This window comes from Mucilaginibacter sp. 320_HR, assembly GCF_059691875.1.
The window spans coordinates 104975-118642 of record NZ_JCAWAI010000003.1 but is presented as its reverse complement, the minus strand read 5'-3'; the positions used below and the strand labels follow the sequence as shown (position 1 = coordinate 118642).

General features: G+C 43.5%; 12 protein-coding genes. 4 read left to right on the top strand and 8 right to left on the bottom strand.

The features are described 5' to 3' along the window. Window positions 1–107: 107 nt before the first annotated feature. A complete protein-coding gene (locus tag AC59GT_RS11120) occupies window positions 108–1646 on the top strand; it encodes an alpha-N-arabinofuranosidase (RefSeq protein ID WP_497237695.1) in 1539 nt (512 codons plus the stop codon). A 90-nt stretch (window positions 1647–1736) separates the two neighbouring features. On the opposite strand, the gene AC59GT_RS11115 is transcribed toward AC59GT_RS11120, so the two are convergent. After that, window positions 1737–4262: a hypothetical protein gene (locus AC59GT_RS11115; RefSeq protein WP_497237694.1), complete on the bottom strand. Its 2526-nt coding sequence runs from the start codon at window positions 4260–4262 to the stop codon at window positions 1737–1739. A gap of 451 nt (window positions 4263–4713) precedes the next feature. Here AC59GT_RS11115 and AC59GT_RS11110 point away from each other — a divergent pair, with 451 nt between their 5' ends. Beyond that, window positions 4714–6858, top strand: coding sequence for an ATP-binding protein (locus tag AC59GT_RS11110; protein ID WP_497237693.1), 2145 nt, complete (start codon window positions 4714–4716; stop codon window positions 6856–6858). Window positions 6859–6866: 8 nt separating this feature from the next. Here AC59GT_RS11110 and AC59GT_RS11105 read toward each other — a convergent pair whose 3' ends face one another. From AC59GT_RS11105 to AC59GT_RS11095, 3 genes are all read right to left on the bottom strand, one after another. Next, on the bottom strand, window positions 6867–7028 hold the full coding sequence (locus tag AC59GT_RS11105) for a hypothetical protein (protein ID WP_497237692.1): 162 nt from the start codon (window positions 7026–7028) through the stop codon (window positions 6867–6869). 438 nt (window positions 7029–7466) lie between these two features. After that, the gene (locus AC59GT_RS11100; protein ID WP_497237691.1) at window positions 7467–7967 is read right to left on the bottom strand and encodes a hypothetical protein; all 501 of its coding nucleotides are present in this window, start codon (window positions 7965–7967) and stop codon (window positions 7467–7469) included. Beyond that, window positions 7942–8433, bottom strand: coding sequence for a hypothetical protein (locus tag AC59GT_RS11095; protein WP_497237690.1), 492 nt, complete (start codon window positions 8431–8433; stop codon window positions 7942–7944). The genes AC59GT_RS11100 and AC59GT_RS11095 overlap by 26 nt, the downstream gene beginning before the upstream one ends. A gap of 199 nt (window positions 8434–8632) precedes the next feature. Here AC59GT_RS11095 and AC59GT_RS11090 point away from each other — a divergent pair, with 199 nt between their 5' ends. Next, window positions 8633–9334, top strand: coding sequence for a hypothetical protein (locus AC59GT_RS11090; protein ID WP_497237689.1), 702 nt, complete (start codon window positions 8633–8635; stop codon window positions 9332–9334). An 11-nt stretch (window positions 9335–9345) separates the two neighbouring features. On the opposite strand, the gene AC59GT_RS11085 is transcribed toward AC59GT_RS11090, so the two are convergent. From AC59GT_RS11085 to AC59GT_RS11075, 3 genes are read right to left on the bottom strand one after another with little or no spacing between them, the layout of a single operon-like run. Continuing rightward, window positions 9346–10335 (bottom strand): MlaD family protein, encoded by a 990-nt coding sequence (locus AC59GT_RS11085; protein ID WP_497237688.1) that lies wholly within the window; start codon window positions 10333–10335, stop codon window positions 9346–9348. A gap of 18 nt (window positions 10336–10353) precedes the next feature. Continuing rightward, complete coding sequence (locus AC59GT_RS11080) at window positions 10354–11127, bottom strand: ABC transporter ATP-binding protein (RefSeq protein WP_497237687.1); 774 nt, start codon at window positions 11125–11127, stop codon at window positions 10354–10356. A gap of 2 nt (window positions 11128–11129) precedes the next feature. Further along, window positions 11130–11858, bottom strand: a complete 729-nt coding sequence (locus tag AC59GT_RS11075; protein WP_235854032.1) for an MlaE family ABC transporter permease — start codon at window positions 11856–11858, stop codon at window positions 11130–11132. 331 nt (window positions 11859–12189) lie between these two features. On the opposite strand from AC59GT_RS11075, the gene AC59GT_RS11070 reads away from it, so the two are divergent. Further along, the gene (locus AC59GT_RS11070) at window positions 12190–12459 is read left to right on the top strand and encodes a hypothetical protein (RefSeq protein WP_497237686.1); all 270 of its coding nucleotides are present in this window, start codon (window positions 12190–12192) and stop codon (window positions 12457–12459) included. On the opposite strand, the gene AC59GT_RS11065 is transcribed toward AC59GT_RS11070, so the two are convergent. Next, window positions 12456–13607 (bottom strand): MFS transporter, encoded by a 1152-nt coding sequence (locus AC59GT_RS11065; RefSeq protein WP_497237685.1) that lies wholly within the window; start codon window positions 13605–13607, stop codon window positions 12456–12458. The genes AC59GT_RS11070 and AC59GT_RS11065 overlap by 4 nt on opposite strands. Window positions 13608–13668: the final 61 nt, after the last annotated feature.

Below are 13668 nucleotides of genomic sequence, written 5' to 3'. Positions count from 1 at the left end.
TAAACGAGGACCAGAGCAATAAAGAGCATCATTTAATAAAATTTATTTGCGGGTATTAAAATTTCTCTTACATTTATAACTGTAATATATACAGTTATAAACCTTTTATGAGAAAATACCTTTTACTAACCCTTGTGTTTGCGCAATTAAATGGGTTTGCGCAAAGCACAGGCAGTATTACCGTGAGCGGTAATACCGGCCAAACCATTAGCAAACACCTTTACGGGCAATTTGCCGAACACCTTGGCCGCGGCATTTACGACGGCTTTTGGGTGGACAAAAGCCTGCCTGTAAAAAAGCAGGGCCGCATTCGCCTGGATGTTGTTGAGGCTTTAAAGCGCATTAAGATACCTAATCTGCGATGGCCCGGCGGCTGCTTTGCCGACGAGTACCACTGGCGCGATGGTATTGGCCCGGCTGTAAACCGCCCGCGCATGGTGAACAGCAACTGGGGTGGCATTACCGAAGACAATAGCTTTGGAACGCATGAGTTTTTGGAGTTGTGCGGCCTGCTGGGTACCGAGCCCTACATAGCAGGTAATGTGGGTAGCGGAACGGTTGACGAGATGAGCAAGTGGGTAGAATATTTAAACAGTAACAGCACCAGCAGCGTGGTACAAATACGCAAGCAGAACGGCCACCCGCAGCCATTTAACGTATCTTTTTGGGGCGTAGGTAACGAGAACTGGGGCTGCGGCGGCAACATGACGGCCGATTTTTACAGTGACCAGTACCGCCGGTACGCTTCCTTCGCTAAAGATTACCCGGGTGCTCGCCTCAAAAAAATAGCCAGTGGCGCCAATGCCGATGATTACAACTGGACGGAAACACTGATGAAGAAGATACCTCATGGCATGATGTGGGGTGTATCTATGCATTACTATACCATACCTACCGGTAACTGGGGAAAGAAAGGTTCAGCAACGAGCTTTACCGAGGACGAGTACTTTAATACCATGAAGAACTGCCTTAAAATAGAAGAGCTGGTAACTAAGCACTCTGCCATTATGGATAAGTACGACCCGGATAAGAAAGTTGCATTGGTAGTAGACGAGTGGGGGATATGGACTGACCCTGAACCTGGTACCAACCCGGGCTTTTTGTATCAGCAGAACAGCCTGCGCGATGCGCTTATTGCAGGTACTACCTTAAACATTTTTAATAACCACTGCGACCGGGTAAAGATGGCCGAACTGGCGCAAACGGTGAACGTGCTACAGGCCCTTGTACTTACCGAAAAGGACAAGATGCTGCTTACCCCAACCTACTACATATTTGATATGTATAAGGTGCACCAGGATGCCGCTTACTTAAACATAAAGCTCAATTCGCCTGAATATACGGTAGCTGGTAAAAGCCTGCCGGCGGTAAACGCTTCGGCATCTCGCGACGCTGCCGGTAAAGTGCACATATCACTGGTAAACCTGGATATCAGCAAGCCGGTTACCATAAGCACCCAGCTAAAGGATATTAACTGGAGCAAGGTGAGCGGAACGATACTTACATCAGAAAACATTACAGACATTAACACCTTTAAACAACCAGGCAAAATACACCTGGCAGCCTTTAACGGAGCAAAAAAAGATGGCGATAAGCTATCGGTAACTTTGCCTGCTAAAAGCGTTGTTACGTTGGAACTAAACTAATTTGGCTATAGTTGTGATTAGATAACCCTCACAAACAAAAGAAGCCCGGCATTTGCCCGGGCTTCTTTTGTATATCTAATGTATGCCGGTTTAAAAAAGCGGCCCATCATGAATAGGAGGCGGTGGATCGTCAGATCTAAATTCCGATACATAAGCCAAACTTACCTGTGGGTACGATGCAATCTCTCTCAAAATGTCCTCGTTAATATCCGTGTTAAAAGTTAAATATAAAGTTGTAGGTGTAATAATTTGTGCATTGACTGGCAATTGAGGATGCCGGCGTCTGTGCAATGCCACTAATTGGTCGGCAACCATCGCTAATGATCGCGGAGAAACAGCCTCGGCGTATTTGTAATTTTCAGGGCTGTCGTAAAACATCGAAAATGGAGCTACCTCAACCGCCACATTACGCTTTCTGGTTTCCTGACCAAGTGAGTACCTCTGAGCTATAGAAACTTCATCAACACTTGTGACAGCGGACACCTGCAACGCCTTTTGCGCCGCCGTTAATGTTATCCAAGTCAATAAGACGTTATTTTGCCGCGGATGGTTTGACACCTTTACATTTAAAAGCTCAGCCACTTGCGCTCTTAACTGGCTTGTAGCTGGCTGATTGAGATGAATCTCAACCTGTACTTCTTTGATTGATTCACGGCTCGGCCCGGTGCTAAATGGAAGCGTTACTGCATGATCTGGAAATGCCCCATTGTACTGGTCTATGTAATCCTGCGACTGGTAGTCCCAATCCGGCATTACGTTACTGTGCGTAAAGGTATATGCCGCCGGCCTTAGCTCGGCAATACCAGGAGCTTCAGACCATAGCCCAGTACTCATATTTCGACTGATATATACCGTCCAGCCCCACTCTACGTACCCTATAGGAAAATAGCGCCGATCTGCTATAGTACTTCCTGGCGCATAGGGCCAGTAAACCAAATACGTGCGGAATGTCTCGGATACCAGTACCGTTTTAAAGGCGGCCGTGAGTTCAAAACTTGGAGAGTCGCCCATTTCAACAGTAACTATTTCTCCCGGGTCAATGTCTGCTCTTGATCGATTACTATACAAAACATCAACACAGTCTTCTTCCCTGTCAAGATACCAGTCCTGATTGGTCGACATTGTAAAAACAGAATTATCATTTTTGGTAAAACGGCGAGAACCTCTAACAAACTGCATTACGCCCAGCCGACCACTTGAAGGCATATTGGCGGGAGCAGATGCCATGAAGGTTATATGCATGCCAGATACAGTAGGCACATTTGGTGTGTCGGGGGCCGATCTAGGGTCGCCGTACCACACTCTTTGACGATCTTTTACAAAAATAGGTCGGCTGACAGCAACAAAAGTAGGGTTAACAATACCAACTACCTCATCGCCATCATGGTGCGCTGTCCTCTCGATTAAACCTGTCTCGTCAATTCCCCATGCAGTCACAGTAGGGTTAAATCTTCCTGGTGCCATATAAAACCAGCTCGGAGGAACTGTGGTTGCCCATAATGGATTACCACGGACAGTTCGCCCTCTGGCCGGCGTTTGCACCCATTCAGTTATAACATTAGTGTGAAAATCCCAGCTTTGTTGCAATACCTCAAACGTTGATTCTATTACACCATGCAGAAACTGTCCTGTTTGAAAATGACCTACTGCGCCGGTACGGAGCAGATGTTGACCCGATGGTTCACGGCTGCTAACGCCAATTTCTACTTCATGAACAATGCTTAAGCCGTTCAGCATAAATTTCATAGCAACGTGTCCGTTCGGACTGTTTGCTTTGGGGTAGTCGGGCAAGTCGGCAAATACCGGTTCAAAACCTGCGTTGTTAAATAATGTTAGCTCGTAGGTGATCATCTCACCCTGTCCCAGCGGTGTAGTAAAGCCATCAAGATCGTACACGGTGGTCCAGTCTGATGAGCGTTGTTTTAAATTGCCATATTCGCGTTCAAACAACACCTCATTTTCGCGGACAAATTTCAGGCGGGCACTATATGGGTTTTGATTGTTCCCCATACCAATGCATAAGGCTTTAGGCGTACCGGATGCCTGTACACGAAACTGCTGTGCAAACGTACTAACAGCCGGGAAATTCCAGCTGGTACGGCTGGGATAATCCATTGTGCTGGCTAGCATTACCGGTTCGGGCTGTGGTTTGGGCGGTGGAGTTTGCGCTAACACAGGGTTTGCTGTACCGGTACACCACTGCATATCGCGATAATTATTAGGGTCTTTGCCGCCGAAGATGCAAAGATTACCGTCGTCCCTCATGATCATGAAATATTCAGATTCAAACCCATGAACCGTATTGGTTGTCCAAACTGTTTGGTTGCTTTGTTCTACAGACGTTCCGGTGTTAATGCAAAAACATCCGTTGCTGTTCAGGACACCGTAGTAATCACCTTCCGGCCAGCCCGTCATCATTACACAATGGTAAAGATCTGCCTCGTTGCCGGTTTTGCGTTTGAGGTAAATACATAAACGCCCGTCGACACCTATTGTAGCTGCAAACTTTCCGTTTCCGGAGATCAGGCCCTCGCTAACTTTTAAAACGTCACTTGTTTTAAGATAATTGCCGCGCAGGCTTAGGGAGGTTAAGGAGATTGTAGTTTGCTCATGCATGGGCGAAGGCCCTTTCTGTAGTGCGCATTTTCATAATTTAATTGTGAAGGTTTAATTGGTAAGCTTATGTGGGTTGTAGTTTTTTAACCCGTTGGTGAATATACTTACTTGCAGCCAATTAACCTTAAATTAAATTGAACAATTGTATATTAACGCACCCTTATTTTAAATCATCTAAAACAAGTGTTGCGCTCTAATTGTGTGCTGGCACCTACAACTGCATACAATTGTGTACGAATTACACAAGCAAGAAATTGCCTTATCCGACAATTAGGTACCGAGGGTTAAAAAGCCATTCTAATAACGAATAAATCAGCCCTTGGCACCTGCATTGCACTTACCTATCCGCTGTAGATAGCGTTTTTTAAATGATCAACCTTACTTATTTTAAGTGCAATATATGATATCCGGAGCAAAAAGAGTCCCTCTGATGCGGTACGGCCTTATAGTAATGCTTATTGTAGTATTATTTGGTAGTGCCTTTTATTTATACCTCCATTACAACAAGGCAGAACAAACACGGGTAATGGTTCAAAAGCTTATTTCATCCCGCGAAAATTCCGCGCTCATAGACAGTTCCATCATTGAACTATACAGTGCAGACAATAGCAGCCGTATGTATGCGCTTACCGGCAAACAGCAATATGCACAACAGTTTGCCCGGCAACTGAGGTCAGTTCGCAGTATATTAGATGATATTGCCCGCCGCAGTAAGAACCGCCAAACCACTGCTGATGTAAAAAAATTATCAGAGCTTATCACCAAGAAGTCGGTAAAGACGGAGAACTACATTAAACTAATGGGGCTGACAGATAGCTTAATGCAAAATGAACATGCCAGTGTTGCTGCCGAAAAGCCGGTTAAGGTGCAAATTGCACCTAAAACGGTGCGGCGTGTTAAAACAGTAGTACGTTATGATACTATTAAACCACCTTTAGCTGTACAACTACCGGCAAAGCAAAAGAAGTTTCTTGCAAGGCTATTTGGCGGTAAGGACAAGCAGCAAACACAACCTGCCCCTTTAGCTGCCGCACCGGTTGTAGTTAAACGTACAACCGACACCACTATTACGGTACTTACACCAGCTATTACCAAAATGGTTACACCAAAGGTTAAGCACAACTATACCAGGTTGTATAATGTAAGTAACAAACTGCGAAACGATGAAAAGGAAATATTAGAGTTAAATAAAGAATTAATAGGCCAGGTTGTGAACAGCCTGAAAAAATATAAGGTTGTTGAACAAAACTATCTGGCCGGAAGTAAATCGGCCCTGAAGAGCAATGTTGCCAATGTATTATACGAATTCAGGCGATTGGCCGGTATGATGTTCCTGCTGCTTACTACAGTAGTGGTGGTGATACTCTATAACATCTGGAAAATATTCCGCAATGAAGAAGAAATGGTAGTGTATACCGAGAAAGCCGAAGTACATGCTCAGGCAAAAAGCCGTTTTATGGCCAACATGAGCCATGAGATACGTACACCACTAAATTCGATAGTTGGTTTTGCTGAACAATTGAGCCAAAGCAAACTTACTGATACGCAGCGCGAGCAAACAAGTGCCATACGTACTTCATCAAAAATGCTGCTGGAGGTGGTAAATGAAATACTGGACTTTAGCAAGTATGAGACCGGTAAAATGAGCTTTGAAGTTGAGCCGTTTAATGCTTATGAAGCAATAGAAGATGTAGTTACAAGTTTGCGTGTACAGGCCAATAGAAAGGGCGTTGTACTTAGGAAGCAAATAGAGTTTCATAAAGAGTTATGTGTTAACGGTGATGTGCACAGGTTTAAGCAAATAATTATGAACCTGGTAGGCAATTCAATTAAGTTTACTGCCCAGGGGTCTGTAACAATCCGGGCATTTATCACAGATAATGAAGACCCGGGAAAATGCATGATGAACGTAATGGTTAAGGATACAGGTGTTGGTATCGACAAAGAACATATGCCTTTTATATTTGATGAATTCTCGCAGGTGAAGTCAGCCCAAAGAATTGCTCACACGCCGGGTACAGGATTAGGATTAGCTATTTGCAAGAAGATAATCGAGCTGCAGGGCGGTACAATAAGTGTGTCTAGCCAGGTAAATAAAGGGAGTACTTTTAGCTTTAAGGTACCTATGGAATTAAGCTCGGCTGAAGCCTGTGCTTTGGTTCACAAACATACTAACCTGGCGGAACAGCATGAGTGGGTAGCCGGTAAACATGTGCTTGTTGCAGATGATAATAAGCTGAACGTTTTACTGGTTGGCACAATATTAAAAAAATGGAACGTTACCTATGACGTTGCTTACAACGGGCGGGAAGCGTTACAGCTTTTTGAAGACGGCAAATATGATGTGGTACTATCTGATATCGAAATGCCCGAAATGGGAGGTATAGAATTGTGCCAGCTAATAAGGGCGAGCGGTAACGATGAAAAAAGTACCGTACCGATACTTGCACTTACCGCAAATGTAATGAAAGAGGACCGGGAGAGTTATTTATCTGTTGGTATGAACGGTGTGGTAATGAAACCTTTTACCGAGCAAAGCTTAATTGAAAACATGGCTGCGACACTAAATAACATTGACGTTCTAGTTGAAGATTAAAAAGGAAGCTATTTGTCCTTTTTAATCTTCCTGCTCATTTCCTGTTCAGCCTTTTTTACCTCATCTTTTTCGCTGATGGGACCTTCGGTTTTAATTTCTTGGCTTTTGTTAGATGCCGGCATAGTGCCGCTGCTTTTACCTGTGTCTTTCTTTGATGATGAGTCTGCCATGAGATATGCTCCTTTCTTGCTTTGATAACTTTGCGTTGCCAAAAAGGTTTACATTAATGTTAATAATATCATAAGCGACTTAAAACAATGTTAAACGAAGTTTAAGCAGCGATTATTAATGAGCTTATCGCTTTAGCATGTTGAGCTCTACAGGCGGTTGTCAAAAAGTGTGATTTTTGAAGGTTTTGGAACGCTGAGCATGGTGTAAATATCATCAGCAAAACTGCTGTAACACGATTTTGAGCCCCGTTAAGCAAGATTGAGCTAGAGGTTAAATATCAATTCGTTAGCTAAATATTAAATTTTATAAACTGTATCACAATTTCTAAACTGTAACATGACTTTTAGCTAACACATTTGTTGCCGGTTAGATAACTGTTTTTCGGCGGGTAAAAGTGTAACAGGTGTAACACCTTTTCGTGTTACAATTACAAGCGCTTATTTCTTGAACTGGTGTAGTTCGGTCTTCAGCTCATTAATCTGCTGCTGAGCCTGCCTGTTCTCCAGGTAGAAGTAAATAGCACACCCAAGGAATATCTTACCCAAGACAAACACAGCGGCAAAAACCCATTTCCAGTTCTTGTGAAGCTTCATATGGTTCGACTCCGATTCAACTTCTATAAAATGTGGTCCGCTGTTGTGGTTAAAATTGCGGTGGTTGTTGTCTTCGCGGTCGGTCTTAAACTGTTCAGGATCAAGCTCCGGGCGTAATATTAGTTCATCTATAGTGTCGGAGATCTTGTCCCAGGTACGTTCAGGTGGCGATAGGGCCATCTGCCGGGCAATGTGCTCCATATCCAGTTCCAATTGCTGAAGCGCAAAGTTTACCTCGGGATACTTGGCTTTCATGTACAGCAGCTCCTGTACTTCGGCTTCAGTGGCCGAGCCCGTAACATAGGCTTCTAAAATGCCACTATCTATGTACTGTTGCTGTATCATTCCGTTGATTCCTGATTAATATAAACGACTGTTTCAGAATACGTTTTATTTCGTCTTCCGGTTTTTTTAATTCTAAGGATAATTTCGAAATAGTTTTACCATAGTAATGCACTCCGCAAAATACCTTCTGCTGCTCGGTTGTCATTAAATCCGTAAAGCGGTTTCTCATAACAACGGTACTTTTTAAGGTATCGTCTGCCTTTGATGAAGTAAAAGCAGCCATTTTCTTACGGGCGAGTTGCTGCAGTTGACAATACGTGTTAATTCCTTGTTTGGTAATGGCCGCTATGTCTGTAAAGTTCAGTTCGTTAAATATCTCCACCAGGTATTGTTCAGCTGTAGATTTGCTCTTTACTACTTCATAGATGTAGCCAAGTAACATGTCTGCATAGCTATTGTACAAACCTTGCTTGGTAGGTACTGCTGCCAGCGGCGAAGCACTTGTAGGTTTTAACTGCGGTTTCAATGGGATCAGATATTAATAACGGGGGACTAATATCAATAGACCATAAATGTACATATAAAGCATAATAGTTCAGTTAAAAAACTTTCGCGAGGCATATGTGCTACTTAGATCGTACTAATTCATGTGCTCTGGTTGTTAAATTTAGTTAAATTAAAGGCCATAGTTCATTGAGCATTACGAAAAACACTAGTTTTAACCTATGCTGAAGTGCTTATTTGTAGCTTGTTTGTGTTTGTTTGGCTTGGTAACAAAAGCTCAGTTTAAGGGGCGGGTATTAGAAAATAATACCAGGATTGGCCTTTCAAATGTATGGATAGAGAACCTCAGGAATAAACAGAACACACTGTCAGACAAGAACGGCAACTTTAACTTGCCTGCCAAAGTTGGCGACCTGGTTCTATTTAAAGCTTTTGCTTATCAGACGGATACTCTGTTGGTGACCAAGTTAAGCAACACAGAAGTGTTTTTAGATCCCCAGCAAATTCAGCTCAACCAGGTTAATGTTGTAACAACGGAGGTTAAGAAGATATTGTCATCCGATCCGCTGTTGCAGAATGAAACCGTGCGTTACCACCGCGATGCTAAAGGCAGATTAGATGGCGGGCTTACTTTTCGGTTATTTTACTGGAAGAAACCTGAGCGGGATAGAGCTAAACTGGAAAAAAAGCTGCATGATTTTGAAGTAATGGATCATATCAATGCGGTGTTTACCCCTCAGATCGTAGCCCGGTATGTGCCGCTAAAAGGGGAGGAACTGGATAACTTTATTAACCTGTATACCCCAACTGTAAAAGTTTTTACCAGTGAAAAGTTTAATCTGCTAAACTACTTAAACACGAGTTACAAGAAGTTTCAGGAGCTCTCTCCCGACAAGCGTAAACCACAACCGCTGGGTAATTGACGCAGGTAGATTTACATTTTACCCTTTAAGCTGTCCTGTTTAGCTTTTTCTTTTTTCTTGAAAAAGCCACGCAGTAAAAAGTTGTGTTGTACGGCTTCCAGGTCGTCGTTTAATTTAATAGAGCTTTGCTGCAGGTAATTGATGGTACTTTGTACTTGTTTTGCTCCGTTAGGATCGTTCAGCAACACGCCCAATATGTTATCATTGCTATTGAGCTTATTGCTGGCTTTATTCAAATTGTTGGTTAAGATAGTAGCGTTATTTGCAGCTTCTTTAAGCTTCGCTACAGATTCTTGTATCCGGTTGTAAGCCACTGTGTCGGTTAACAGTTTATCAGCCAAACCGCCTTTAGTATTCATTTTTTGGCTAAAAGCATTAAGCTGATTGGCCATTTTTGAAGCAGTAGAGGTAGTGGTTTGCAGGTTACGCATTGCAGCACGTAATTGCATGCCCATGCTGCTATCAGCCAATAACGCTCCAACGGTACCTTTGCCCGCTAAAATCTGGTGGCCAAGGGTTTTAAAATCTGTAGTAATTGCAAGCAGGTTTTCGTTGTTTTTCTGCAGCGTTTTCATGATATCGTCTGTTGACAACAGTTTTTCTGCCTGAAGGATATCGCCGTCCTGCACTATTGGGGCCTGAGGGCTGCCCCCATCAATTACAATTATTTTATTACCTATTAAACCGTCGCTGCTGATACGTGCAACCGCGTTACGATGAATATACTGTTGCGTAGCCGCATCAACACTCATGTCAACGTCAACCTTTGCAGTACCTGTAAAGCGGATACTTTTGATGGTACCGACCTTAACGCCTGAGAACCAAACGTTGTTGCCTTTTTTTAATCCCGCTACGTCCTCAAAAATCGCACTGATGCGTATGCTTTTCACAAAGCTTTTATTTTGACCGCCAAGGGTAAGTATGCCTATTACAAATACTGCCACACCGAGCAATACGAATACGCCTACTATAATTGATCTCCTGTTTTCTGATGCATCCATATAATAATGGTGATAATATTATTCAATAAAATTGTAGTCGTAAAAAGGTTTAACGCGCGTATCTTCAGTAGCAAACACTTCGTCAAAAGTGCCCACCCGCTGAAACTGCCCGTCCAGCAGCATTGCTATCCGGTCTCCGGTTTGCTTTGCGCAGGTAAGGTCATGCGTTATAATGATAGATGACGTATGAAAGTTCTGTTGAACCTCGTTTATCAAGTCGTTTATCTCAATGCACGTTATGGGATCCAACCCGGCTGTTGGCTCATCATACATCATTATTTCCGGGTTAAGAATGAGCGTACGCGCAATACCTATACGTTTACGCTGGCCACCGGATAATTCCGACGGCATTTGATTTATGGTTTGCGATAAACCTACAGCATCCAGTACGCGTTCTACACTGGTGTTTATCTCCTGGCGCGTTATGCCTTTGCGATTACGAACCAAAGGGAATTCCAGATTTTTGCGCACCGTCATACTATCGTATAAGGCACTGTTCTGAAAAGAAAAGCCAATCCTTATGCGTAGGGCCTCTAACTCTCTGTCGCTGATGTTTACCACATCCTGGCCAAGTACTTCTATGCTTCCAGCATCTGGCCTAAGCAAACCGGAAATGAGCTTTATTAATACAGATTTACCCGTTCCGGAACGACCCAAAACTACCAGGTTTTCTCCCTGGTAAAGGTCGAGATCGATGCCGCGAAGAACGTCATAGTCCGTAAAAGACTTTTCCAGTCCGCGTATTTTAACAACTTCGTTGTTCTTATCGATATTTACCTGTTTCTTTTCCATAGTTAACGGAACCAACCGGCTATCTGTACAATTAATACTTCTTCTATAAACACCAGGAACATTGCGGTAACTACGGCACCGTTTGCTGCCTTGCCTACACCCTCGGTACCTTTTGTAGAATTGTAACCTTGGTAGCAACCTACAATACCTATAGTAAAGCCAAATACAATAGCTTTTGACAGCGATGCCCAAAAGTCTACAAATGTAAGCGGTTCAAAAGCCTGCTCCATAAAGGTCGCATAGCTTGTTCCCTCGTTTTGACTGACATTAAGATAGCCTCCCAAAAGGGCTATTATTGCGGTATATGTTGCAAGCAGGGGTATAGTAATGGTTGTAGCAATTACGCGTGTACAAACCAGAAATTTAAACGGTTTAGTACCGGATACTTCCATTGCATCTATCTGTTCCGTCACCCTCATGGAGCCAAGCTCGGCACCTATACTTGAGCCTACCTTGCCGGCGGCAATTAGTGCGGTAACCAACGGCGCAAGCGCTTTCATGATGGCTATGGAAACTAAAGAAGGTAGCCAGGAAGTAGCACCAAAATCTGTAAGTGAAGGGCGGCTTTGTTTAGTAAAGATAACCCCAACTATAAAGCCGGTAAGTGATATTAGGGTAAAGGAGCGTACACCTACCTCATAGCATTGGCGTACCACTTCTTTAAACTCGTAAGGCGGAAGCCATACCTCTTTAAAAAAGCGTATAAGAAATGCCCAGACCCTGTGCAGCATCAGGAAAAAGCCGGTTATGCTTTCTTTTGTCCTGCTAAAGCGGGAAGGGCGTGCATTCATTGTACTTTTAATAGAGCTCATGAGAGGGGGCAAAGGTATAATTTATACAAGATATAGAATGAGCAACCATCTAAATTGTTTTTAGCTGCAGGTGCTATTTTACAAAGAGAAGACTATAACACGCAATATAGCTGTAATTGGAGTAGCCTCATTATTTTGAACTTACCTGCAACTGCTCTGCTGCTAAACAACGCTAAAGTATAAGAGAGAAGCCGTTGTTAAAACTTAATTTAGATGCGCATGTTTCTAGGATGTATAAAAACTTTGGCTTATGAACCCGTATCAGCAGAAATGGATAGACGTCTTAACTGCAGCAAACTTAAAAGATTGGAAAATTGAAGCGGTAGATGATGGCATCAATATAGAAATGCCACGTGTTACCGATCTGAAATTAGTCAGGGACAATCTGCCGCAAACATTGGCGGCAATATCGCTAGATATAGAAGTGCCAAAACAGCGGCTCAAATTTCATTTTCATAACGGTTACGAAAATTTTGAGTACGTACTTAACCCTAATGATACCGACCTGAATAATGGTTAGATACGTGCTTTCGTGGAGATGATTACCACGCAAGCACCCATCATGGCTATAATGGAGAAGGAAGCGCGCAGTGTTGCAATTCCGGCCACAAAACCAATTAGAGGCGGACCTACCAGGAAGCCAAGGAACCCAATTGTAGAAACGGCTGCAAGGGCTACGCCGGGCTGCATGGTTTTAGATTTACCCGCAGCGCTATAAACCATCGGTACAACCGACGATACACCGGCACCAACCAGTAAAAAGCCAAGCAGGGCAGTATACAGTTGCGGAAAGATAACGGCAACCAGCAGCCCTGTAGCTGTTAAAGTACCGCTGAGTTGCAGGGTGCGTTTGAGGCCGAACTTGTGTGCGAACCAGTCTGCTATAAACCTGCCGCAAGCCATGGTAAGCATAAATGCTGTATACCCTGCACCCATCCATGCACCGGTTGCTAAAACTACTTTTTTAAAATAGATGACACTCCAGTCGAACATAGCCCCTTCGCATATCATTGAACAGAATGCAATAGCGCCAAGTTTTATCAGAGAGTTATCGGGCATTACGAAGGCCGGGCCTGCGTTTGGTGTCTTATCGTTTTTTAGATATCCGGAACTTATAATAACGGCCACTACAATAATGGCTAATATGATGGCAAAGTGATGCAAAGGGATAACTTGTTTACCAATCATCACCGTGCCGATAGCGGCACCTGTAAAACCAGCCAGGCTCCATAGCCCATGGAAAGATGCCAAAATTGGGCGCTGGTACAATTCCTCAGCAGCCACGGCCTGCGTATTCACAGATATGTTTACCGCATTGCTGCTGAAGCCAAATAACAACAAGCAGCAAATTAGTTGAAAAGTGTTTTGTGCTAACCCAAGTGTAACCAGCATTACAGCGTATAATACAATAGAAGAGAGCAATAAATTACGACTGCCTATTTTGGTGATGATCCACCCTGAAAATGGGAGCGAGCACATCAGGCCAACCGGGATTGCAAATAATACTCCGCCGAGTGCTGCATCAGAAAGGTCAAGTGTCTGCTGTATAGTTGCTATGCGCGAAGCCCAGCTTGCAAAACAAAGGCCCGCCATAAAAAACATAGCAGCCACTGCAGCCCGCAAGGTTGTTTTTGAATAATTGTATGTTGAAGCGGGTGTCTCCGGCATTATTATTTGATAGTGTAAAATGTACACCAAGATGCAAATGTAGCACTTGCGTCCTAGTAAA

Excerpts from the sequence above, each read along its gene's own strand:
- AC59GT_RS11105 (WP_497237692.1), bottom strand. The coding sequence starts at position 7,028 with ATGGCAGACTCATCATCAAAGAAAGACACAGGTAAAAGCAGCGGCACT.
- AC59GT_RS11065 (WP_497237685.1), bottom strand. The coding sequence starts at position 13,607 with ATGCCGGAGACACCCGCTTCAACATACAATTATTCAAAAACAACCTTG.
- AC59GT_RS11120 (WP_497237695.1), top strand. The coding sequence starts at position 108 with ATGAGAAAATACCTTTTACTAACCCTTGTGTTTGCGCAATTAAATGGG.
- AC59GT_RS11080 (WP_497237687.1), bottom strand. The coding sequence starts at position 11,127 with ATGGAAAAGAAACAGGTAAATATCGATAAGAACAACGAAGTTGTTAAA.
- AC59GT_RS11070 (WP_497237686.1), top strand. The coding sequence starts at position 12,190 with ATGAACCCGTATCAGCAGAAATGGATAGACGTCTTAACTGCAGCAAAC.
- AC59GT_RS11090 (WP_497237689.1), top strand. The coding sequence starts at position 8,633 with ATGCTGAAGTGCTTATTTGTAGCTTGTTTGTGTTTGTTTGGCTTGGTA.
- AC59GT_RS11085 (WP_497237688.1), bottom strand. The coding sequence starts at position 10,335 with ATGGATGCATCAGAAAACAGGAGATCAATTATAGTAGGCGTATTCGTA.
- AC59GT_RS11115 (WP_497237694.1), bottom strand. The coding sequence starts at position 4,262 with ATGCATGAGCAAACTACAATCTCCTTAACCTCCCTAAGCCTGCGCGGC.
- AC59GT_RS11075 (WP_235854032.1), bottom strand. The coding sequence starts at position 11,858 with ATGCTGCACAGGGTCTGGGCATTTCTTATACGCTTTTTTAAAGAGGTA.
- AC59GT_RS11110 (WP_497237693.1), top strand. The coding sequence starts at position 4,714 with ATGCTTATTGTAGTATTATTTGGTAGTGCCTTTTATTTATACCTCCAT.
- AC59GT_RS11100 (WP_497237691.1), bottom strand. The coding sequence starts at position 7,967 with ATGATACAGCAACAGTACATAGATAGTGGCATTTTAGAAGCCTATGTT.